20 protein-coding genes, 6 tRNA genes, 1 other RNA gene and 1 pseudogene are annotated in these 21,053 nt (G+C 56.0%); 14 read left to right on the top strand and 14 right to left on the bottom strand.

Annotated features, from left to right (window positions below; genetic code table 11):
• Positions 1–81: 81 nt before the first annotated feature.
• Positions 82–157: transfer RNA gene (locus DG357_RS16390), tRNA-Ala, on the bottom strand.
• 41 nt (positions 158–198) lie between these two features.
• A tRNA-Ala gene (locus tag DG357_RS16395) sits at positions 199–274 on the bottom strand.
• Positions 275–491: 217 nt separating this feature from the next.
• Here DG357_RS16395 and DG357_RS16400 point away from each other — a divergent pair.
• Complete coding sequence (locus DG357_RS16400; RefSeq protein WP_088204738.1) at positions 492–854, top strand: YfeC-like transcriptional regulator; 363 nt, start codon at positions 492–494, stop codon at positions 852–854.
• A 1-nt stretch (position 855) separates the two neighbouring features.
• Positions 856–1,239 carry a YfeC-like transcriptional regulator gene (locus tag DG357_RS16405; protein ID WP_088204737.1) on the top strand — a complete coding sequence of 128 codons (384 nt, stop codon included), beginning with the start codon at positions 856–858 and terminating at the stop codon, positions 1,237–1,239.
• 53 nt (positions 1,240–1,292) lie between these two features.
• On the opposite strand, the gene gltX is transcribed toward DG357_RS16405, so the two are convergent.
• Positions 1,293–2,708 (bottom strand): glutamate--tRNA ligase, encoded by a 1,416-nt coding sequence (gltX, locus tag DG357_RS16410; RefSeq protein ID WP_045631029.1) that lies wholly within the window; start codon positions 2,706–2,708, stop codon positions 1,293–1,295.
• A gap of 259 nt (positions 2,709–2,967) precedes the next feature.
• Between gltX and DG357_RS16415 the strand changes: the two genes are divergently transcribed.
• From DG357_RS16415 to DG357_RS16440, 6 genes and pseudogenes are all read left to right on the top strand, one after another.
• Positions 2,968–3,043 (top strand) — tRNA-Val (locus DG357_RS16415).
• 41 nt (positions 3,044–3,084) lie between these two features.
• Positions 3,085–3,160: transfer RNA gene (locus DG357_RS16420), tRNA-Val, on the top strand.
• Between the two features lie 29 nt (positions 3,161–3,189).
• Positions 3,190–3,265 (top strand) — tRNA-Val (locus DG357_RS16425).
• A gap of 4 nt (positions 3,266–3,269) precedes the next feature.
• Positions 3,270–3,345, top strand: a tRNA-Lys gene (locus tag DG357_RS16430).
• Between the two features lie 26 nt (positions 3,346–3,371).
• A non-coding RNA gene (locus tag DG357_RS16435) (RtT sRNA) lies at positions 3,372–3,500 on the top strand.
• Between the two features lie 125 nt (positions 3,501–3,625).
• A pseudogene (locus DG357_RS16440) lies at positions 3,626–3,965 on the top strand (FlxA-like family protein).
• On the opposite strand, the gene DG357_RS16445 reads toward DG357_RS16440, so the two are convergent.
• Entirely contained in the window at positions 3,962–4,897 is a 936-nt protein-coding gene (locus DG357_RS16445; protein WP_041908810.1) for a LysR family transcriptional regulator, read from the bottom strand. The pseudogene DG357_RS16440 and the gene DG357_RS16445 sit on opposite strands and share 4 nt — an antisense overlap.
• Positions 4,898–4,986: 89 nt before the next feature.
• Between DG357_RS16445 and DG357_RS16450 the strand changes: the two genes are divergently transcribed.
• Entirely contained in the window at positions 4,987–5,982 is a 996-nt protein-coding gene (locus tag DG357_RS16450; RefSeq protein ID WP_041908807.1) for a bile acid:sodium symporter family protein, read from the top strand.
• Here the strand turns inward: DG357_RS16450 and DG357_RS16455 are convergent.
• The 3 genes from DG357_RS16455 to zipA all read right to left on the bottom strand — a co-directional run bounded on the left by DG357_RS16455 (position 5,979) and on the right by zipA (position 9,255).
• Positions 5,979–6,194, bottom strand: a complete 216-nt coding sequence (locus tag DG357_RS16455) for a DUF3820 family protein (protein WP_003861328.1) — start codon at positions 6,192–6,194, stop codon at positions 5,979–5,981. The two genes, DG357_RS16450 and DG357_RS16455, sit on opposite strands and share 4 nt — an antisense overlap.
• 1 nt (position 6,195) lies before the next feature.
• Entirely contained in the window at positions 6,196–8,211 is a 2,016-nt protein-coding gene (ligA, locus tag DG357_RS16460) for an NAD-dependent DNA ligase LigA (protein ID WP_063437031.1), read from the bottom strand.
• A 69-nt stretch (positions 8,212–8,280) separates the two neighbouring features.
• The gene (zipA, locus tag DG357_RS16465) at positions 8,281–9,255 is read right to left on the bottom strand and encodes a cell division protein ZipA (protein WP_088205020.1); all 975 of its coding nucleotides are present in this window, start codon (positions 9,253–9,255) and stop codon (positions 8,281–8,283) included.
• 230 nt (positions 9,256–9,485) lie between these two features.
• On the opposite strand from zipA, the gene cysZ reads away from it, so the two are divergent.
• From cysZ to crr, 5 genes are all read left to right on the top strand, one after another.
• A complete protein-coding gene (gene cysZ / locus DG357_RS16470; RefSeq protein ID WP_028013995.1) occupies positions 9,486–10,247 on the top strand; it encodes a sulfate transporter CysZ in 762 nt (253 codons plus the stop codon).
• 163 nt (positions 10,248–10,410) lie between these two features.
• Positions 10,411–11,382 (top strand): cysteine synthase A, encoded by a 972-nt coding sequence (cysK, locus tag DG357_RS16475; protein WP_028013996.1) that lies wholly within the window; start codon positions 10,411–10,413, stop codon positions 11,380–11,382.
• 317 nt (positions 11,383–11,699) lie between these two features.
• The gene (ptsH, locus tag DG357_RS16490; RefSeq protein WP_000487600.1) at positions 11,700–11,957 is read left to right on the top strand and encodes a phosphocarrier protein Hpr; all 258 of its coding nucleotides are present in this window, start codon (positions 11,700–11,702) and stop codon (positions 11,955–11,957) included.
• Positions 11,958–12,001: 44 nt separating this feature from the next.
• Positions 12,002–13,729, top strand: a complete 1,728-nt coding sequence (gene ptsI, locus DG357_RS16495) for a phosphoenolpyruvate-protein phosphotransferase PtsI (RefSeq protein WP_008501604.1) — start codon at positions 12,002–12,004, stop codon at positions 13,727–13,729.
• A 40-nt stretch (positions 13,730–13,769) separates the two neighbouring features.
• Positions 13,770–14,279: a PTS glucose transporter subunit IIA gene (gene crr / locus DG357_RS16500; RefSeq protein WP_003861316.1), complete on the top strand. Its 510-nt coding sequence runs from the start codon at positions 13,770–13,772 to the stop codon at positions 14,277–14,279.
• A 44-nt stretch (positions 14,280–14,323) separates the two neighbouring features.
• Here crr and pdxK read toward each other — a convergent pair whose 3' ends face one another.
• From pdxK to DG357_RS16535, 7 genes are all read right to left on the bottom strand, one after another.
• A complete protein-coding gene (pdxK, locus tag DG357_RS16505; protein ID WP_088205022.1) occupies positions 14,324–15,160 on the bottom strand; it encodes a pyridoxine/pyridoxal/pyridoxamine kinase in 837 nt (278 codons plus the stop codon).
• Positions 15,161–15,165: 5 nt separating this feature from the next.
• Positions 15,166–16,077 carry a cysteine synthase CysM gene (cysM, locus tag DG357_RS16510; protein WP_088205023.1) on the bottom strand — a complete coding sequence of 304 codons (912 nt, stop codon included), beginning with the start codon at positions 16,075–16,077 and terminating at the stop codon, positions 15,166–15,168.
• Positions 16,078–16,144: 67 nt separating this feature from the next.
• On the bottom strand, positions 16,145–17,239 hold the full coding sequence (gene cysA, locus DG357_RS16515) for a sulfate/thiosulfate ABC transporter ATP-binding protein CysA (RefSeq protein ID WP_088205024.1): 1,095 nt from the start codon (positions 17,237–17,239) through the stop codon (positions 16,145–16,147).
• Complete coding sequence (gene cysW / locus DG357_RS16520) at positions 17,229–18,104, bottom strand: sulfate/thiosulfate ABC transporter permease CysW (protein WP_088205025.1); 876 nt, start codon at positions 18,102–18,104, stop codon at positions 17,229–17,231. Before cysW ends, cysA begins: the two co-directional genes overlap by 11 nt.
• Positions 18,104–18,937: a sulfate/thiosulfate ABC transporter permease CysT gene (cysT, locus tag DG357_RS16525; protein WP_088205026.1), complete on the bottom strand. Its 834-nt coding sequence runs from the start codon at positions 18,935–18,937 to the stop codon at positions 18,104–18,106. The genes cysW and cysT overlap by 1 nt, the downstream gene beginning before the upstream one ends.
• On the bottom strand, positions 18,937–19,950 hold the full coding sequence (locus DG357_RS16530) for a sulfate ABC transporter substrate-binding protein (protein ID WP_059358548.1): 1,014 nt from the start codon (positions 19,948–19,950) through the stop codon (positions 18,937–18,939). The genes cysT and DG357_RS16530 overlap by 1 nt, the downstream gene beginning before the upstream one ends.
• A gap of 175 nt (positions 19,951–20,125) precedes the next feature.
• A complete protein-coding gene (locus DG357_RS16535) occupies positions 20,126–21,025 on the bottom strand; it encodes a Dyp-type peroxidase (protein ID WP_047368060.1) in 900 nt (299 codons plus the stop codon).
• Positions 21,026–21,053: the final 28 nt, after the last annotated feature.

Genomic DNA, 21,053 nt, shown 5'->3' on the forward strand with positions numbered 1-21,053 from the left:
CCATTTTGGCAACAAAATATGTTTAGGGGTGTTACAAAAACATAAAAAAAAACCTCGTCTTTTGACGAGGGTTTAAAATTTTGGTGGAGCTAAGCGGGATCGAACCGCTGACCTCTTGCATGCCATGCAAGCGCTCTCCCAGCTGAGCTATAGCCCCACATGTTACTTTACTAACCACACTCTGTTGGGTTCAGAGTTTGGTGGAGCTATGCGGGATCGAACCGCAGACCTCCTGCGTGCAAAGCAGGCGCTCTCCCAGCTGAGCTATAGCCCCATCGTAAAGCTGTCATGTTGACGGGCGGCATAATATGAATTCCGCCGCGGAGTGTCAACGGCAAAATCAATAGCCGCGGTTCAATCGCCGAAAAATCATGCAAATGAATCACTTTGCGAGCCTGCTCGCAGTCATGAGTTAAGCCTGTCACGTTTTCACGTAAAACGGTGCTATAAAATGAGCCGTTAATTAACCCCACGAATATTCAGGAAATTGCATGATCAAGGAACGAATGACGCCGGAAGAGTTAGCCCTGCTCACTGGCTATAGCCGACAGACCATCAATAAATGGGTACGCAAAGAGGGTTGGATAACGTCGCCTAAGCCCGGTGTCCAGGGGGGTAAAGCGCGTCTGGTGCATGTGAACGAAAAGGTGCGTGACTTTATCCGCAGCGCACGCCGGGCAACGGAAACATCCGCTATGCCTGAGGGCATTAGCACTGACGGTTCGCTGCATACCCTACTCCTGACGCTGGCCAATGAAATGACGCCGGAAGAGCAGAAGCAGATGACATCGCTGCTATTGCGGGAAGGGATTACCGGTTTGTTGCAACGTTTAGGGATTCGCGACCAGAATTAATATGAAAAGACTACGTAGCAAAATGACCACGGAAGAGCTGGCGGAGAATTTGGGTGTTGCCAGACAAACGGTAAATCGCTGGATACGGCAGCAGGGGTGGAAAACCGAAGGACTCAATGGCGTAAAAGGCGGTCGGGCGCGGCTCATTCACGTTGATGCACGCGTGAAGGAGCATATTATGAGCCTCCCGGCTATCCGTAACCGTCAGGCGGTTTATCATCTGGCTGAGGTGGCCTCATCCTACAATGGACAGCCTTCACGTCTGCGTCCGGGCATTATCGAAACGCTGGAGAGTATGACTGAGCTTGAACAGCAGCGTCTGGATACCTTACTGAAGCGCGAAGGAATACGCGGTTTTCTTGCTCGTCTGGGTATTGCCGAATAAAAGGCAAAAAAAAACGGCAGGATACCCTGCCGTTTTTCTTATAGATGGCTTAATTACTGCTGATTTTCACGTTCTGCAATAAAATCCAGCGCCTTGTTGATGCGCGCCACGCTGCGTGACTTGCCGATGGCATGGACAGTCACGTCCAGCGCCGGAGACTGACCCGCGCCGGTCACCGCAACGCGCAGCGGCATACCGACTTTGCCCATGCCCACTTCCAGTTCGTCTGCGGTCGCCTGAATGGCGTGATGCACATTTTCAGCGGTCCACTCGGTGAGCGCAGCCAGCTTGTCGCGCACCACTTCCAGCGGCTGACGCGCAACCGGGCGGAGGTGCTTCTTCGCGGCGTCAGCGTCGAACTCATCAAACTCTTCATAGAAGTAGCGGCAGCTTTCGGCAATTTCTTTCAGCGTTTTGCAGCGCTCGCCGAGCAGTTTTACCAGGTCCGCCAGCTCAGGGCCAGTGCGGGTATCAATGTTTGCCTGCTCAATGTGCCACTGCAGGTAAGTCGCCACATATTCCGGCGGCATGGTATTGATGTAGTGATGGTTGAGCCACAGCAGCTTGTCGGTGTTAAATGCGCTGGCAGATTTGCTCACAGAGCTCAGAGAGAACAGTTCGATCATCTCTTCGCGGCTGAAGATCTCCTGGTCGCCGTGAGCCCAGCCCAGACGCACCAGATAGTTCAGCAGCGCTTCCGGCAGATAGCCGTCGTCGCGATACTGCATGACGCTGACCGCACCGTGACGTTTAGACAGCTTTTTACCGTCGTCGCCGTTGATCATGGAGACGTGCGCATAGACCGGAACAGGTGCATTCAGCGCTTTCAGGATGTTGATCTGGCGTGGGGTATTGTTGATATGGTCTTCACCACGGATAACGTGGGTAATTTCCATATCCCAGTCATCAACCACGACGCAGAAGTTATAGGTTGGGGAACCGTCGGTACGGCGTATGATCAGATCGTCCAGCTCCTGGTTGCTGAATTCGATCGGGCCACGGATCTGGTCGTCGAAAATCACCGAGCCATCCTGCGGGTTAGCAAAACGCACCACGCATGGCTCATCAGCGGCATGCTCGCTGTGGTCGTGGCGGCAGCGGCCGTCATAGCGCGGTTTCTCACCGTTCGCCATCTGCTCTTCACGCAGCGCATCCAGACGCTCTTTGGAGCAGTAGCACTTATACGCCGTGCCCGCGACCAGCATCTCATCAATAACAGCGTTATAGCGGTCAAAACGTTTGGTCTGGAAATACGGGCCTTCATCCCACTGCAGGTTCAGCCAGTTCATACCATCCATAATGGCTTCAATTGCTTCCGGCGTGGAGCGCTCAAGATCGGTATCTTCTATACGCAGCACGAACTCACCTTGGTTGTGGCGTGCAAAAAGCCAGGAATAGAGAGCAGTACGAGCACCACCGACGTGCAGATAGCCTGTCGGGCTCGGCGCGAAGCGAGTTTTGATTTTCATGAAATGGCCTTACGTTATAAAGATGCCGGCAATCGGCAAATCCCGGGGAAAAAACGATGGGCAATATTCTATCACTGTGGGGGGATTCCTCAATGTCGATCCCTTTATCGTGGCGGAGTTTGCTGTTTTTGTTTAGAAATCATGCGCCACCGCCCGTTTTGCGATCGTTTTGTTTAATTTTACGACGAACGAATAAAAACTTTAGAAAATGCGTTGACTCATTTTCAACTCTCCCTATAATGCGGACTCCACACAGCGGGGGTGATTAGCTCAGTTGGTAGAGCATCTCCTTTACACGGAGGGGGTCGGCGGTTCGAGCCCGTCATCACCCACCATCTACTTCGGTAGACTCGCAGTGTAGATAAGAATTGAGATTGGGCGATTAGCTCAGTTGGTAGAGCATCTCCTTTACACGGAGGGGGTCGGCGGTTCGAGCCCGTCATCGCCCACCATTCTCACCTTATCAAAGCAGTTCCGAAATGGGCGATTAGCTCAGTTGGTAGAGCATCTCCTTTACACGGAGGGGGTCGGCGGTTCGAGCCCGTCATCGCCCACCATTTTGGGTCGTTAGCTCAGTTGGTAGAGCAGTTGACTTTTAATCAATTGGTCGCAGGTTCGAATCCTGCACGACCCACCAATGTAAAAAAGCGCCCTAAAGGCGCTTTTTTGCTATCTGCGATCTGGATGATTCGAACCTGCAGCAGGTTCGAGCCGAACGCAGTGAGGCACCGGAGCCGTTTACGGCGACGGCCCGAAGGGCGAGCGAAGCGAGTCATCCTGCACGACCCACCAATGTAAAAAAGCGCCCTAAAGGCGCTTTTTTGCTATCTGCGATATAAAAATGTGAACCTGCCGCATTTTCCTCAAGCTAATCCCGTCGGTGCCGATACCTCTGTTTTATAACGCGAGGAAAAAGTATGACGACCATTCAGGCTTCAACCCAACAGATTCAAACCAGCGGCGCGAGTGGCTCTTCGAGCAGTAACGATATCTTCTGCGCAAATCACCCGCATTCTCGACAAGATCAAAAAGCTGACCCAGCAGTTAAAAGAGCTGGCAAACAGCCCCGGCAGTGCAGATGAGAAGAAGAAGCAGCAGGAACTGATTCAGACCCAGATCAAAGTGCTGCAGGCGCAGCTCGCCGCACTGCAGCGCCAGCAGGCCGAAGAAGCTCAGAAGAAGCAGGATCAAAAACTGGGCAAAGTAGAAGGCGTGAATAGCCCGTCAGACACTAATCAGATTGATATCTACATCTAATCGTCTGATGCGTTAAACAGTGGATCGCGTATGCGGGCCTCGGTTAATCGTTGTGCCTGGATACGCACCACTTCCCAGATGGCCTGCGCCGCACCCGAGAGCGAACGATTTTTTCGCCGCACCAGCATCAGCTTTCGTTCGACAACGGGCGTCAGCCGCTTCACCGCCAGCTGGCTTCCCTGCGGCAGGGGAAGCGCCAGAGCGGGCAACACGCTGATGCCAATTCCGGCTTCCACCATCGGAAACAGCGTGGCCGGATGACCAATCTCCTGCACGATCGTTGCCTTAACGCCCTGATTCACCAGCGCGGAATCAATCAGCGGGCGGCTGCCTGAGGCATAATCCTGTAAAACCAGGTTCGCCCCCTGCAGGGACTGCCAGCTGACCTCAAGCAACGCTGCCAGCGGGTCGTCGTCACGGCAGAGCAGCAAAAAAGGCTCAGAAAGAACGCTTTCGCATTCCAGATCGCTCACCTGGCCAGGATCGATCACAATACCAAAATCCACATCCCCCTGGCGGATGCTCTCCAGCACCCACTGCTGCGGTCTGTCATGCAGGACAAAATCAATATCAGGATAGCGATGGTTTCCCTCGGCAATACATTGCGGGATAAGGTGCGCGGATATCGTCTGGCTGGCCGCAACCCGCACGGTGCCCGACAGCTGCTGCCCCAGCCTCCCCACGTCTCTGAGCGTGCTGTTCAGCTCATCAAGCAGCCGTTCAAGACGCAGGGCCAGCTGCTGCCCGGCTTCGGTCAGGACCACTTCGCGCGTGGTGCGATCAAGCAACCTAACGCCGGTCTGGTTTTCCAGCTCTTTCACGCTGTGGCTGACCGCCGACTGGCTCAGGCCGATCATCTCCCCTGCCCGGCTAAAGCTGCGGGCATGAGCGACGGTGACGAAAATGCGAAGCTGGCGTAGGGAATAATTCATCTGTTTAATTCATGAATGGATGCAATAAATCAATTTTATTTCTCAAATGGAAAAAAGCACAATAGCGACATCTGTTTTCAGGAGTCATTATGAAACTATTTCGTATTCTTGATCCGTTTACGCTCACCCTGGTGGCTACCGTTTTACTGGCCTCGTTCTTCCCTGCTCGCGGCGGTTTCGTCCCTTTTTTTGAGGGACTGACGACAGCCGCCATCGCACTGCTGTTCTTTATGCACGGCGCAAAGCTCTCCCGCGAAGCGATTATCGCTGGCGGTAGCCACTGGCGACTGCACCTCTGGGTGATGTGCAGCACGTTTATTTTGTTCCCGATCCTCGGGGTGCTGTTTGCCTGGTGGGCACCGGTTAACGTCGATCCGGCGCTCTACACCGGTTTCCTGTATCTCTGTATTCTCCCGGCCACCGTGCAGTCTGCCATTGCCTTTACCTCTCTTGCCGGAGGGAACGTTGCAGCCGCGGTCTGCTCCGCATCGGCATCCAGCCTGTTAGGGATTTTCGTCTCCCCGCTGCTGGTGGGCCTGCTGATGAACATGCACGGCGCGGAAGGTAACCTTGAGCAAGTCGGCAAAATCTGCCTGCAACTGCTGCTGCCGTTTGTCCTGGGCCATCTCTCACGTCCGTGGACCGGGGCGTTCGTGGCGAAGCATAAGAAATGGATCTCCAAAACCGACCAGTCTTCGATTCTGCTGGTGGTCTATTCCGCCTTCAGCGAAGCGGTCGTAAACGGGATCTGGCATAAGGTGGGTGCAGGCTCGCTGCTGTTTATCGTGGTGGTCAGCCTCGTTCTGCTGGCAATTGTCATTGCGGTGAACGTTTTTGTGGCGCGCAAATGCGGCTTCAGCAAAGCCGATGAGATCACCATCGTCTTCTGCGGCTCCAAAAAGAGCCTGGCGAACGGCATCCCGATGGCGAACATTCTGTTCCCCACCTCGGTGATCGGGATGATGGTGCTGCCGCTGATGATTTTCCATCAGATCCAGCTGATGGTCTGCGCGGTGCTGGCGCGTCGCTACAAGCGCCAGACGGAAAAGCTGGCGCAGGAAGAAACCCGCGCCGCGAAGGCTTAAGGACGCTTCAGGGGCTGCACCAGTTGGGTCAGCCCCTCGGTTTTGATCAGTAACGTGATAGCCATCAGCTCGCCCAGGCGCCCGGCGGGGAACTCGTCCTTGCGGGCGAACCACAGCAGGTACTCCTCCGGCAAATCGATCAGCCTGCGGCCCTTATATTTACCGAACGGCATTTCCGTATTGGCGATCTCAACGAGCTGCTCTTTCTCCACGTTACTCTCCTAACAGGCGCATCATTTCCGCTTCGTCGATAACCTCAATGCCGAGCTCCTGGGCTTTCGCCAGCTTCGAACCCGCAGCTTCGCCGGCAATCACCAGGTCGGTTTTCTTCGACACGCTGCCCGCCACTTTGGCCCCCAGCGCCACCAGACGCGCTTTTGCATCGTCGCGTGAAAGCTGGCTAAGGCTACCGGTTAGCACCACGGTTTTACCGGCAAATGGACTATCAATTTCTTCGGCGTTGACCACCACCGGCGCGGGCCATTTAATGCCCTCTTCCAGCAGCTTGCCGATGACCTCGCGGTTGCTCTCTTCGGCAAAGAAGTTAAAGACGTGCGTGGCGACGACGATGCCGACGTCCGGCACTTTCTGCAGCTCCTCGATGCTTGCCTTTTCCAGCGCCTCCAGCGTACCAAAGTACGCGGCTAAACCTGCCGCCGTCGCTTCGCCGACTTCACGAATGCCCAGCGCGTACAGGAAGCGGGCGAAGGTCGTCTCTTTCGCTGCTTCCAGCGCGTTAACCACGTTCTGAGCTGACTTCGGCCCCATGCGATCCAGACCGGTCAGTTTGCCCGCCGTGAGCCTGAACAGATCCGCTGGCGTATGGACATACTCTTTCTCAACCAGCTGATCGATAATCTTGTCGCCCATGCCGTCAACGTCCATTGCGCGACGGGAAACAAAGTGCTTAAGCGACTCTTTACGCTGTGCGCCGCAGATCAGGCCGCCCGTACAGCGGGCCACCGCTTCGCCTTCCACACGCTCTACGTCAGAGCCGCATACCGGGCAGTGGGTCGGGAAAACGACCTCGCGCGTATCATCAGGACGTTCTGACTCAACAACGTTCACCACCTGCGGGATAACATCGCCCGCGCGGCGAATCACCACTTTGTCACCGATGCGCAGGCCGAGGCGTTCGATTTCATCGGCGTTGTGCAGCGTAGCGTTACTCACCAGCACGCCTGCGACCTGCACCGGCTCCAGTCGAGCGACCGGGGTAATAGCGCCCGTACGTCCCACCTGAAACTCCACGTCGCGAACGAAGGTCATCTGCTCCTGAGCAGGGAATTTAAACGCCACCGCCCAGCGCGGCGCACGCGCCACAAAGCCCAGCTGCTCCTGCAGCGCCAGCGAATTGACCTTGATGACAACGCCATCGATATCAAAGCCGAGCGTCGGACGGTCCTCTTCCACTTTGTGGTAGAACGCCAGCACCGCTTCCGGCGAGTCGCAGAGCTGAACGCGGTTGCTCACCGGCAGGCCCCAGGCTTTAAACTGCAGTAGACGCCCGAGGTGCGTATCCGGTAACTCACCACCTTCCAGAATACCGACGCCGTAGCAGAAGAAAGTAAGCGGTCGCTTCGCGGTGATGCGCGGGTCAAGCTGGCGCAGAGAGCCTGCCGCCGCGTTACGGGGGTTAGCAAACACTTTCCCGCCGGTGCGACGCGCCTCTTCGTTAATTTTCTCGAATCCCGCCTGCGGCAGGAACACCTCGCCGCGCACTTCCAGACGCGCGGGAATGTTGTCTCCCTGCAGCTTCAGCGGGATCGCGCGGATGGTTCGCACGTTAGTGGTGATGTCTTCACCCGTCGTACCGTCGCCACGCGTGGCGGCACGAACCAGCACGCCGTTTTCATAGAGAAGGCTGACCGCCAGGCCGTCGAGCTTCAGCTCGCAGCACCAGGTGAGGGAATCGCTGCTTTTCAGACGGTCCTGCACGCGCTTGTTAAACGCGAGGAAGCTCTCTTCATCAAAGACGTTGTCCAGCGACAGCATCGGCACTTCGTGACGCACCTGGCTGAAAGCCCCCAGCGGCTCGGCGCCGACGCGCTGGGTCGGAGAATCTGGCGTAATCAGTTCCGGGTGCTGCGCCTCCAGCTCGCGCAGCTCGCGCATCAGCCGGTCATACTCCGCATCAGGCACTTCCGGTGCGTCCATAACATGATAGAGATATTCATGATGGCGAAGCGTGGTTCGCAGTTCAGTGAGTTGTTGTTCGATTGAGTCCATATCGCACCATCAATGAGAAAAAACCCCCGACAGGCGGGGGTTGAGGAGGAGTTGAAGTAAACGCGACAATTACGCGTTGGCTTCCTTCACTTCGCGGATGCGGTCCTGATACTCGCGCAGCTTCTGCGGGGTCATCATTCGACGCTGATCGTCAAGCACCACACCACCCACTTCATCAGCGATGTGCTGAGCGGACTGCAGCATCAGCTTGAAGTTTTGCAACTCGTCGCCGTAGGACGGCACCTGCATAAAGATAGTGACACCCGGCGTCACGAAATCACCGGTCATTTCCGGGTCAAAGGTGCCTGGGTTGACCATATTGGCCAGGCTAAACAGCGCCGGACCACTACCGTCAGGGCTCAGATGGCGATGGAAAATGTTCATATCGCCAAACTTGAAACCTGCCTGTTGAATACTGTTGAGCAACACGTCACCGTTGAGATGGCTGCCGTGATGCGCGGCCACGTTCATGATGATCACCGCTTCTTTACGCTGCGGCTTTTCAACAACCGGTTCAGGCTCAGCGACCGGCTCTGGCTCAACGTGCGGAGCCGGAGCGGGCTGCGGCGCAGGCTGTACATGAACAGGCTGCTGCGGCTGGTGCACAGGTTGCTGTTGCACGGGCTGCTGCACAGGTTGCTGTTGAACCGGCTGTGGCGCAGCGGGCTGCTGTTGGACAGGCGGTTGCGGCGGCTGACGTACAGGTTCTTCCACTGGCTGCGGCGCTGGCTGGCGCGGCTGGGCAGAGGCATACGGCGGTTGATACTGGTGCTGCGGAGCGCGGGGGGCTTCATGCTCCCCATGAGCCGCGCCGGGCGCAGTATTGACCCGATGAACACGAACTTCACCCACGCCGTCGTCGTCGCTACCGGTGATGTCATCTTCAGTGTCATCATCATCACGACTGGACTTCATGCGCTTCAGTGGGCGATCGCGAAACATCGAGGAACGCTCTTTACGGCTGGTCCAGAAACCATGTACCAGTAAAGCGATTATGGCGATCGCGCCAACAATGATTAATATCAGACGCAAATCCTGCATCATTATATTCTCTGTTGTTCTAACACCTTGCCACCACGGCAAACATTTATTCACTAAGAGTATTTGCCGTTTACGTCAAGTGCAAGTGTGTGCAGAGCATTCGCAGCATAAAGATGAAGTAAATCGTGCTTTTTGCTGGTTTTTCGAACATTTCCGAACTGGTCATTGGTCCGCAAGTGGATAATATAGGCGGGCAATTCCACTGGTTGTGAAAAAAGGAGTACAGCCTGGTTATGGTTTCAACATCGTCTTCTCCCCCGCGCAGCGGCGTCTGGTATTTTTCTCAGGGCTGGAAGCTGGTTTCACTGCCAGGTATCCGTCGCTTCGTCATTCTGCCGCTGCTGATCAACATTATTCTGATGGGCGGCGCGTTCTGGTGGCTGTTCACAAAGCTCGAAAGCTGGATCCCGTCGCTGATGAGCTACGTGCCGGACTGGCTGCAGTGGCTTAACTACCTGCTCTGGCCGGTGGCGGTCATCTCCGTGCTGCTGGTATTCGGCTATTTATTCTCAACGATCGCGAACTGGATAGCCGCGCCGTTTAACGGCCTGCTGGCGGAACAGCTGGAGGCGCGGCTTACCGGCGCGACGCCACCGGACACGGGCGTGCTGGGGATCGTGAAAGATATCCCGCGCATTATGAAGCGCGAGTGGCAGAAGTTTGCCTGGTACCTCCCCCGCGCGGTTGTACTGCTTGCCCTCTACTTTGTCCCCGGCATTGGCCAGACGGTTGCGCCGGTGCTGTGGTTTCTGTTCAGCGCCTGGATGCTGGCCATCCAGTACTGCGACTATCCGTTCGATAACCACAAGGTGCCGTTTAAAGCGATGCGCACCGCTCTGCGCACCCGGAAGGTCGCCAATATGCAGTTCGGCGCGCTGACCAGCCTGTTCACCATGATTCCCTTCCTTAATTTGTTCATCATGCCGGTTGCGGTTTGCGGCGCGACGGCGATGTGGGTGGACTGTTATCGTGCTAAGCACGCGTTATGGAAATAATGCAAAAATGTGTAAAGCAGGGGTGGCTTATGCCGCCCCTTATTCCATACTGATCCCCATTATTTCCTTGCAGTATATAGATATGCGAATTCCTTACTTCCCCCTACCTGCTTAGCAGGTATGCTGGGTCGGTATCCCAATTTCATACAGTTAAGGACAGGCCATGAGTAAGATTTATGAAGACAACTCGCTGACTATCGGTCATACGCCCCTGGTTCGACTGAACCGTATCGGTAATGGACGCATTCTGGCGAAGGTCGAATCACGCAACCCGAGCTTCAGCGTAAAATGCCGCATCGGTGCAAACATGATTTGGGATGCTGAAAAACGCGGCGTGCTGAAGCCAGGCGTTGAGCTGGTGGAACCGACCAGCGGTAACACCGGTATCGCTCTGGCCTATGTTGCTGCCGCACGCGGCTACAAGCTGACCCTGACCATGCCGGAAACCATGAGCATCGAACGTCGCAAACTGCTCAAAGCGCTGGGGGCGAACCTGGTCCTGACCGAAGGCGCGAAGGGCATGAAAGGTGCCATTCAGAAAGCGGAAGAGATCGTGGCCAGCGATCCGGCGAAATATCTTCTGCTGCAGCAGTTCAGCAACCCGGCTAACCCTGAAATTCACGAGAAGACCACCGGCCCGGAAATCTGGGAAGATACTGACGGCCAGGTTGACGTATTTATCTCCGGCGTCGGCACCGGCGGCACGCTGACCGGCGTGTCTCGCTATATTAAAGGCACAAAAGGTAAAAAAGAGCTGATTACCGTTGCCGTTGAACCTACCGACTCCCCGGTTATCGCTCAGGCGCTGGCGGGCGAAGAGCTCAAGCCTGGCCCGCATAAAATTCAGGGCATCGGCGCGGGCTTCATTCCGGGTAACCTGGATCTGAAGCTGATCGATAAAGTCGTTGCCATCACGAACGAAGAGGCCATCTCTACCGCGCGTCGTCTGATGGATGAAGAAGGCATTCTGGCGGGTATCTCTTCCGGTGCGGCCGTTGCGGCAGCGCTCAAACTTCAGGAAGATGAAGCCTTTACCAATAAGAATATTGTGGTTATCCTTCCTTCCTCGGGTGAGCGTTACTTGAGCACCGCACTGTTTGCCGATCTGTTCACGGAAAAAGAGCTGCAACAGTAGTGCCAGTATGTTAATAACGCGTAAAAAAGCACCTTTTCGGGTGCTTTTTTGTGGCCTGCTTCAAACTTTTGACCCTCCTGGCATTGCTTCACCCCGATGTGTCTGGTATTTAAACCAGCAATTATTTTGAAGCGTGAAATTAATCAGTGAACGAAATACCCTTGCTGAATCGATTTTATGATTTGGTTCAAGTCTTCCTTTCGCTGCATAATGTTTAATGACGATTGAAACGTCAGCGCTAACAATACAGGCTAAAGTTAAGCCGCCAGGCTAGACTTTAGTTCCACAACACTAAACCTATAAGTTGGGGAAATACAATGTTCCAGCAAGAAGTTACCATTACCGCTCCGAACGGTCTGCACACCCGCCCTGCTGCTCAGTTTGTTAAAGAAGCGAAAGGCTTCACTTCTGAAATCACTGTAACTTCCAACGGCAAAAGCGCTAGCGCAAAAAGCCTGTTCAAACTGCAGACTCTGGGCCTGACTCAGGGCACCGTTGTTACCATCTCTGCTGAAGGTGAAGACGAGCAGAAAGCAGTTGAGCATCTGGTTAAACTGATGGCTGAGCTCGAGTAAGTTTCCGGGTTCTTTTAAATATCAGTCACAAGTAAGGTAGGGTTATGATTTCAGGCATTTTAGCATCCCCGGGTATCGCTTTCGGCAAAGCACTGCTGCTGAAAGAAGACGAGATCGTCATCGACCGGAAAAAAATTTCTGCCGACAAGGTTGATCAGGAAGTTGAACGTTTTCTGAGCGGTCGTGCCAAGGCATCTGCGCAACTGGAAGCGATCAAAACTAAAGCTGGCGAAACTTTCGGTGAAGAAAAAGAAGCCATCTTCGAAGGGCACATCATGCTGCTCGAAGATGAGGAGCTGGAGCAGGAAATCATAGCCCTGATTAAAGATAAAGGCATGACGGCCGACGCGGCTGCGCATGAAGTTATCGAAGGTCAGGCAACTGCCCTGGAAGAGCTGGATGATGAATACCTGAAAGAGCGTGCGGCTGACGTACGTGACATCGGTAAGCGCCTGCTGCGCAACATCCTGGGCCTGGCCATTATCGACCTGAGCGCGATTCAGGATGAAGTGATCCTGGTTGCCGCTGACCTCACCCCGTCTGAAACCGCACAGCTGAACCTGAAAAAGGTCCTTGGTTTCATCACCGACGCGGGTGGCCGTACCTCCCACACCTCAATCATGGCGCGTTCTCTGGAACTGCCTGCGATCGTGGGCACCGGTAGCGTCACCTCTCAGGTGAAAAACGGCGACTATCTGATTCTGGATGCCGTAAACAATCTGGTTTACGTCAACCCAACTAACGAAGAGATCGAAAAACTGCGCGCGGTTCAGGAGCAGGTTGCGACTGAAAAAGCGGAACTCGCTAAGCTGAAAGACCTGCCAGCCATCACCCTGGACGGCCATCAGGTAGAAGTGTGCGCAAACATCGGTACCGTACGCGACGTTGATGGCGCTGAGCGCAACGGTGCGGAAGGTGTTGGTCTCTATCGTACAGAATTCCTGTTCATGGACCGCGACGCGCTGCCAACGGAAGAAGAGCAGTTTGCTGCGTATAAAGCCGTCGCAGAAGCGTGTGGCTCACAGGCGGTTATCGTCCGTACCATGGACATCGGTGGCGACAAAGAGCTGCCGTACATGAACTTCCCGAAAGAAGAGAACCCGTTCCTGGGCTGGCGTGCCGTGCGTATCGCGATGGATCGTAAAGAGATCCTGCGTGACCAGGTTCGCGCTATCCTGCGTGCCTCCGCTTTCGGTAAGCTGCGCATCATGTTCCCGATGATCATCTCTGTTGAAGAAGTGCGTGCACTGAAGAAAGAGATCGAAATCTACAAACAGGAACTGCGCGACGAAGGTAAAGCATTTGACGAGTCAATTGAGATCGGCGTGATGGTGGAAACACCAGCGGCGGCGACCATTGCGCGTCATTTAGCCAAAGAAGTTGATTTCTTTAGTATCGGCACCAATGATTTAACGCAGTACACCCTGGCAGTTGACCGTGGTAATGATATGATTTCACATCTCTACCAGCCAATGTCACCGTCCGTACTGAACTTGATCAAGCAAGTTATTGATGCTTCTCATGCAGAAGGTAAATGGACTGGCATGTGTGGTGAGCTTGCAGGCGACGAACGTGCTACACTTCTGTTGCTGGGTATGGGTCTGGACGAATTCTCTATGAGCGCCATTTCCATCCCGCGCATTAAGAAGATTATCCGTAACACGAACTTCGAAGATGCGAAGGTGTTAGCAGAGCAGGCTCTTGCTCAACCGACAACGGACGAGTTAATGACGCTGGTTAACAAGTTCATTGAAGAAAAAACAATCTGCTAATCCACGAGATGCGGCCCAAATTACTGCTTAGGAGAAGATCATGGGTTTGTTCGATAAACTGAAATCTCTGGTTTCTGATGATAAGAAAGACTCCGGAACTATTGAGATTGTTGCTCCGCTCTCCGGCGAGATCGTCAACATCGAAGACGTGCCGGATGTAGTGTTTGCTGAGAAAATCGTTGGTGATGGCATTGCTATCAAACCAACTGGCAACAAAATGGTTGCTCCAGTTGACGGCACCATCGGTAAAATTTTTGAAACCAACCATGCGTTCTCTATCGAATCTGATAGCGGTATCGAACTGTTCGTTCACTTCGGTATCGACACCGTTGAACTGAAAGGCGAAGGCTTCAAGCGTATCGCGGAAGAAGGCCAGCGTGTTAAAGTTGGCGACCCGGTGATTGAATTCGATCTGCCACTGCTGGAAGAAAAAGCCAAGTCTACCCTGACGCCGGTTGTTATCTCCAACATGGACGAAATCAAAGAACTGATCAAACTGTCTGGCAGCGTCACCGTGGGCGAAACCCCGGTTATCCGCATCAAGAAGTAATTCTTGCCGCACAGAAAAATGGCGCCTTCGGGCGCCATTTTTGTTTATGCAGGGAGGATAAGCTCGTCGTAGCCTTTCGACTGGGTATAAAGCATCACATCAGTCACCCGATCCCCGGCCATGCGAATGGCATCAGCAACGGTTTTCCCCTCAACAATTCCGCTCACCAGTTCTGAACAGAACAGATCCCCCGTCCCTTTCAGATCGGTTTCTACGCGGGGATGAGCGCTGACGGTCACGCCCTCACGCGTCACCAGCACCACGTGGATGTTTTGCGGGTCGTCGGCGACCGGCGCGCTGGTGATCGCCACCCATTTCAGAGTGTCAGAAAGCAACCCCTGCGCGGCGGCAATAGCGCTTTCCGGCGTCCGGCACGGCTTACCGCTTAACACTTCCAGTTCATAGACGTTTGGCGTAATCCCCTGCGCCAGCGGCAGCAGGTGTTCCCGGTACGCTTCCGGGATATCCGGCTTCACGTACATTCCGCTGTCGATATCGCCGATAACCGGGTCGACCAGCACCAGCAGCTCAGGATGCTGCGCTTTGACCGCCCTCAGCCACTGCGCCAGCAGCGCGATCTGGCTGGCGCTGCCCATATAGCCGGTAGTGACCGCTTTAAGCTCGCGCAGGATCTCGCGCTCTTCCAGCGCCTTCAGGTAGCCGCTGAACCACTCGTCGGGGATCACCCCGCCGTAGAAGGTGTCGTAATGCGGCGTGTTGCTAAACAGCACCGTCGGCACGGCGGTCACGTTCAGCCTGTGGGTTCGAATGTTCGGCACAGCAATGCTGTTCCCCACGCTGCCGTAAACCACCTGCGACTGCACCGCGACAATGTCGGTTTGCTGCGCCCGGGTGTTATCCCGGAATAGAATCATCTCCATGACGCTTAAATCCCCGCCCCCTGCGAATAACTCTCTTCACCAAAGACGCCGGTAGACAAATAGCGATCGCCGCGATCGCAGATAATCGCCACCACGACCGCACCGGGGTTTGCCTGCGCCACGCGCAACGCCCCCGCTACCGCGCCCCCCGAGCTGACCCCGCAGAAGATGCCTTCACGCACGGCCAGTTCACGCATGGTATTCTCCGCCTCGCGCTGATGAATATCCAGCACCCGATCCACCAGCTGCGCATTAAAAATGCCCGGCATATACTCCGCAGGCCAGCGGCGAATGCCCGGAATGCTGCTCCCCTCTTCCGGCTGCAGACCAACAATGGTGACCGGTTTCTCCTGCTCGCGCAAAAAACGGGACACGCCGATAATGGTGCCGGTGGTGCCCATGCTGGAGACAAAATGGGTGATGCGCCCGCCGGTTTGCTGCCAGATTTCCGGCCCGGTGGTGGTGTAGTGCGCGTACGGGTTGTCCGGGTTATTGAACTGATCGAGCAGTTTACCTTCTCCGCGCTCGGCCATCGCTAACGCTAAGTCTCGCGCCCCTTCCATCCCCTGCTCTTTGGTTACCAGAATCAGCTCGGCCCCGTAGGCGCGCATCGCGGCGCGGCGCTCCTGGCTCATGTTGTCCGGCATCAGCAGCTTCATGCGGTAGCCTTTCAGCGCCGCAATCATTGCCAGCGCGATACCGGTGTTGCCGCTGGTGGCTTCAATCAGCACATCGCCTGGCTTAATTTCACCGCGTTTCTCGGCCTGGACAATCATCGACAGCGCCGCGCGGTCTTTCACCGACCCTGCCGGGTTATTGCCTTCGAGTTTGACCCAGATTTCGCTGCCGTTGGCACATCCCATGCGCTGAAGCTTGACCAGAGGGGTGTTGCCGATGGTGTGTTCGAGTGTATTCACGATTTTTACTCAATAAAAAGCCCGGTAAGCATCACGCCACCGGGCGAAAAACATACTCAATAACCTATCAGGCTGACTCCGCCAGAGCAATATCCTCGCGCGTCTCAATGCGCTCCTTATCGTGATAGATGCGCGCATGCTGCAGCCCGACAAACAGGCGCTCTCCCCGGTGCGGCGGGACGTCGTCGCGCATGACCACGGTCAGCGGCTCGGTATACCAGCCCAGCGGCTGTACCACCAATTGGGTGTAGTGTCCTTTAGGGCTAGCTTCCAGCACCTGCACCGGCAGTGGGGAATCCAGGCTGGTGCGGCGGCTGACGTCCACTTCCCACGGGCGCAGGAACAGATCGACCGGCCCCTGATGTGCGGAGGTGTAGCCCAGCGGCCAGCGGTGCGCGCCCACGTGGAACTGACCGCCGCGAATGGTGCCCTGCAGTCGGTTCACCTCGCCCATAAACTCCAGCACGAAGCGGGTCGCCGGCTCGCGCCAGAGCTGTTCCGGCTCGTCAACCTGCTCGATGTTGCCCTGGCTCATGACCACCACGCGGTCCGCGACTTCCATCGCCTCTTCCTGATCGTGGGTCACGAAGACGCTGGTGAATTTCAGCTCTTCATGCAGCTGGCGCAGCCAGCGACGCAGCTCTTTGCGCACCTGCGCATCCAGCGCGCCGAAGGGTTCATCCAGCAGCAGTATTTGCGGCTCAACGGCCAGCGCACGTGCCAGCGCCACGCGCTGCTTCTGCCCGCCGGAAAGCTGCGCCGGGAAACGGTCCGCCAGATGCGCCAGCTGCACCATCTCCAGCAGTTTGGTTACTTTCGCCTTAATAGTTGCTGCATCCGGGCGTTCACGACGCGGCAGCACCGTCAGGCCAAAGGCGATATTGTCGAAGACGGTCATGTGGCGGAACAGCGCATAATGCTGGAAGACAAAGCCGACTTTACGATCGCGGGCGTGCAGGCGGCTCACGTCGGTGCCGTGGAAGCGGATGTGCCCGCTGGTCTGATGCTCAAGCCCGGCGATGATCCGCAGCAGCGTCGTTTTACCCGAGCCAGACGGCCCCAGCAGCGCCACCATTTGTCCGGAAGGGATATCCAGTGAGATATCATTCAGCACCTGGGTGCGACCAAAAGACTTCTTAATATTGGCAATCTCAATGCTCATGATTTCCCTCCTGATGCTGACGTTTTTCCTGATTCTCTAAACGCCACTGCACCACACTCTTCAAAAACAGGGTCAAAATCGCCATCAGCGTCAGCAACGCTGCGGCAGTAAACGAGCCGATGGTGTTGTAGTCCTGCTGCAGGAGTTCAATCTGCAGCGGCAGCGACAGCGTTTCACCGCGAATCGAGCCGGAAACCACCGACACCGCACCAAACTCACCGATGGCGCGGGCGTTGGTCAGCACCACGCCGTAAAGCAGCGCCCAGCGAATGTTCGGCAACGTCACGCGGCGGAACATCTGCCAGCCGGATGCGCCAAGCAGAACGGCCGCTTCGTCTTCATTGCTGCCCTGGCTTAACATCACCGGCACCAGCTCACGTACCACAAATGGGCAGGTCACGAAGATGGTCACCAGCACCATGCCCGGCCAGGCGAACATGATCTGCAGGTTATGTTCATCCAGCCAGCCGCCCAGCGGGCCGTTGGAGCCGTAAAAGAGCAGGTAAACCAGACCGGCAACAACAGGCGACACGGCAAACGGAATATCCAGCAGAGTCAGCAGCAGCTGACGTCCCGGGAAGTTAAAGCGCGTCACCAGCCAGGCCAGCAGCGTACCGAAGACCAGGTTCACCGGCACGGTGATCAGCGCAATCAGCACCGTCAGCCAGATGGCGTGCAGCATGTCCGGGTTCGCCAGGTTCTCCAGCGCGGGTATCAGCCCCTTGCTGAACGCCTGGACGAAGATATAAACCGTCGGCACGACGAGAATGAGGGCGGAAACCAGCACGCCCACACCAATCAGAAACCATTTACCCCAGTTGATGCGGGGCGCATCGTATCGCTTCAATTGCGTAACTTCCGCCATCAGTGACCTACCACACGTCGACCAAAGCGACTTTGCAGAGTGTTTATCGAATACAGCAGCAGCAGCGAGGCCGCGAGGATCACCGAGGCAATCGCGCTCGCCGCCGGATAATCAAACTCCTGCAGGCGGATGAAAATCATCAGCGAGGTGACTTCCGTTTTCCAGGCGATGTTCCCGGCGATAAAAATCACCGCGCCGAACTCACCCAGACTGCGGGTAAACGACAGCGCGACGCCTGCCATCAGCGCCGGAGAGAGCTCCGGCAGAATCACTTTACGGAAGCTCTGCCAGCGCGTGGCGCCCAGCGTTTCCGCCGCTTCTTCGTATTCCGGACCCAGCTCTTCCAGTACCGGCTGCACGGTACGCACCACAAACGGGATGCTGGTAAAGGCCATCGCCACCGCGATCCCGAGCCAGGTATAGGTCACCTTGATGTCAAATTTCGCCAGCCACTCGCCGTACAGCCCGTTCACGGAGAAGAGCGACGCGAGGGTTAAGCCCGCAACCGCCGTCGGCAGCGCAAACGGCAGATCCATCAGGGCATCAAGCAGCGTACGGCCCGGGAAGCGATAGCGGGTTAAGATCCACGCCATCAGCAGGCCAAACACGCCGTTAAAAATGGAGGCAACAAACGCCGACAGCAGCGTCACCTTATAGGCCGCCACCACCTGCGGGTTGGTGACCACGTCCCAGTACTGCGCCCAGCTCATCTGAGCAAGCTGCATCACCAGCGCGCTGAGCGGCAACAGCAGGATCAGGCAGACGAACAGCAGGCTGGTCCCGAGGCTTAAGGTAAAGCCCGGCAGCACGCGTTTTGTCGAGACTGCAAACATTACTTACGCCCCGCCGCCAGCAGTTTGTCTAACTCACCGCCGCTGGCAAAGTGCGTTTTCATCACCTCAGGCCAGGAGCCGAAATGATCTTCCACGCGGAACAGCGCGGTCTGCGGGAATTTGTCCTTCAGTTTGTTCATTACGTCGGGGTTGTTCACGCGGTAGTAGTAATCGGTGATGATGGCCTGCGCCTGCGGGCTGTACAGGTAATTGAGATAGGCTTTTGCCGCTTTCTCGGTGCCGTTCGCCTGCACGTTTTTATCCACCCACGCCACCGGGAACTCGGCCAGGATGTTGGTTTTCGGAATAACCACCTCGAAGCCCTGCGCTTCGTACTGCTTGCGAATATTGTTCACTTCGGATTCAAAGCTGATCAGCACGTCGCCCAGACCACGCTCGGCGAAGGTCGTGGTCGCGCCGCGGCCGCCGGTATCAAACACTTCGACGTTTTTCAGGAACTGGGTCATGAACTGCTCGGTCTTCGCTTTATCATTACCGTCAGCCTTGTCTGCCGCGCCCCACGCGGCTAAATAGGTGTAGCGCGCGTTACCTGAGGTTTTTGGGTTCGGGAAAATCAGCTTCACGTCGGAACGCACCAGGTCGCTCCAGTCGTGGATGTTCTTCGGGTTGCCCTTACGCACCAGGAAGCCCATGGTGGAGTAGAACGGCGAGCTATTGTTTGGCAAGCGGCTCTGCCAGTCAGCCGGGAGCAGTTTGCCCTTGTCGTGCAGGATCTGCACGTCAGTCACCTGGTTGTAGGTCACGACATCTGCTTTCAGCCCCTGCAAGATCGCCAGCGCCTGCTTGGATGAACCGGCGTGGGACTGCTTGATGGTCAGCTTATCGCCATTGTTTTCTTTTGCCCACTGCTGCTCGAACGGTGGGTTAAGGGCGGCAAACAGCTCGCGGGAGACATCATACGAGCTGTTCAGCAGCTCGGTCGCCTGCGCCTGGGCCACCAGCAGTAAACCTGCCAGCGCCAGAGTTCCTTTTTTCAGTACAGTAACGGCCATTGCGCACCCTTATAAATGTGATGACTATCTTATAGTCATAATATTTATAACGGGGATGAAAGGAGTAACGGTTTTATATACCGTTTGGTGATTTACAAGCAGAAAAGGGAATAAGGGCACGGGGAAAATTGCCGGGTGGCGCTAACGCTTACCCGGCCTACGTATGGGGAGCGTTTTACAGCGCCAGCAGGCGCTCAACGGACGGCGCAAAATAGTAGCCGCCGGTTACCGGGCGGGTGAAGCGCAGCATGGCGTCGCGCTTGCCGTCAGTGTCACCGAACATGCTCAGCAGCTGCTGCTCAATATTGTGCAGCCGCGCGCAGTAGGCGCAGAAGTAGAGGCCGTGCGTGCCGCTTGCCGTGCCGTACGGCAGGCTCTGACGAACAATTTTGAGCCCCTTGCCGTCTTCCTTAAGGTCAACGCGGGACAGGTGCGAGGTCACCGGGCGCGCATCGCCGTCGATCTCTTCGTTGGCTTCTTTGGTGCGGCCAATCATCATCTCCTGGTCGTGCACGCTCATGCGGTTAAGCTGCTTGAGGTTGTGCTCCCAGCGCTGGACGAACACGTAGCTGCCGCCCGCGTCCACGCCGTCTTTGATGACCGCCACGTCGCGACGAACCTCTTCACCCGCCGGGTTTTCGGTGCCGTCAACGAAGCCGCTCAGATCGCGCTCTTCCACCCAGCGGAAGCCGTGAACCTCTTCCTGCACGTCGATGCTGTCGCCAAACGCTTCAACCGCCGCCTGAGCAACGGAGAAGTTCACGTCGTGGCGCAGAGAGAGGATGTGGATCAGCACGTCGTATTGGGTGGCTGGCGCCAGGCCTTTGCCATAAGGGATAAAATCCTTCAGCTCTTCCGCGCCTTCGCCGCCGCTCAGCTGACGCCAGACGTTATTGCCGAAAGCGACAACGGCACCCAGATGGGCGTCCGGGAATTTGGCCTGGAAGGTGGCCAGTTTATCAACGAAAACTTTGCTGGCCGCGCGCAGGGCATCCACGTCCCCTTTAACATTGGCTTCAATCCAAATCGCCGCGCGGCAATGTTCTGGCAAAATGCCACTCTGAACCTGAGACATCGCTCCTCCTGAAATAAAGATGCCACGT

Source organism: Enterobacter bugandensis, from assembly GCF_900324475.1.
GTDB classification, from domain to species: Bacteria; Pseudomonadota; Gammaproteobacteria; order Enterobacterales; family Enterobacteriaceae; genus Enterobacter; species Enterobacter bugandensis.

Excerpts from the sequence above, each read along its gene's own strand:
- DG357_RS16535 (WP_047368060.1), bottom strand. The coding sequence starts at position 21,025 with ATGTCTCAGGTTCAGAGTGGCATTTTGCCAGAACATTGCCGCGCGGCG.
- DG357_RS16405 (WP_088204737.1), top strand. The coding sequence starts at position 856 with ATGAAAAGACTACGTAGCAAAATGACCACGGAAGAGCTGGCGGAGAAT.
- ptsH (WP_000487600.1), top strand. The coding sequence starts at position 11,700 with ATGTTCCAGCAAGAAGTTACCATTACCGCTCCGAACGGTCTGCACACC.
- cysA (WP_088205024.1), bottom strand. The coding sequence starts at position 17,239 with ATGAGCATTGAGATTGCCAATATTAAGAAGTCTTTTGGTCGCACCCAG.
- ptsI (WP_008501604.1), top strand. The coding sequence starts at position 12,002 with ATGATTTCAGGCATTTTAGCATCCCCGGGTATCGCTTTCGGCAAAGCA.
- cysT (WP_088205026.1), bottom strand. The coding sequence starts at position 18,937 with ATGTTTGCAGTCTCGACAAAACGCGTGCTGCCGGGCTTTACCTTAAGC.
- zipA (WP_088205020.1), bottom strand. The coding sequence starts at position 9,255 with ATGATGCAGGATTTGCGTCTGATATTAATCATTGTTGGCGCGATCGCC.
- crr (WP_003861316.1), top strand. The coding sequence starts at position 13,770 with ATGGGTTTGTTCGATAAACTGAAATCTCTGGTTTCTGATGATAAGAAA.
- DG357_RS16400 (WP_088204738.1), top strand. The coding sequence starts at position 492 with ATGATCAAGGAACGAATGACGCCGGAAGAGTTAGCCCTGCTCACTGGC.
- cysW (WP_088205025.1), bottom strand. The coding sequence starts at position 18,104 with ATGGCGGAAGTTACGCAATTGAAGCGATACGATGCGCCCCGCATCAAC.
- pdxK (WP_088205022.1), bottom strand. The coding sequence starts at position 15,160 with ATGGAGATGATTCTATTCCGGGATAACACCCGGGCGCAGCAAACCGAC.
- cysK (WP_028013996.1), top strand. The coding sequence starts at position 10,411 with ATGAGTAAGATTTATGAAGACAACTCGCTGACTATCGGTCATACGCCC.
- DG357_RS16445 (WP_041908810.1), bottom strand. The coding sequence starts at position 4,897 with ATGAATTATTCCCTACGCCAGCTTCGCATTTTCGTCACCGTCGCTCAT.
- gltX (WP_045631029.1), bottom strand. The coding sequence starts at position 2,708 with ATGAAAATCAAAACTCGCTTCGCGCCGAGCCCGACAGGCTATCTGCAC.
- DG357_RS16530 (WP_059358548.1), bottom strand. The coding sequence starts at position 19,950 with ATGGCCGTTACTGTACTGAAAAAAGGAACTCTGGCGCTGGCAGGTTTA.
- cysZ (WP_028013995.1), top strand. The coding sequence starts at position 9,486 with ATGGTTTCAACATCGTCTTCTCCCCCGCGCAGCGGCGTCTGGTATTTT.
- ligA (WP_063437031.1), bottom strand. The coding sequence starts at position 8,211 with ATGGACTCAATCGAACAACAACTCACTGAACTGCGAACCACGCTTCGC.
- DG357_RS16450 (WP_041908807.1), top strand. The coding sequence starts at position 4,987 with ATGAAACTATTTCGTATTCTTGATCCGTTTACGCTCACCCTGGTGGCT.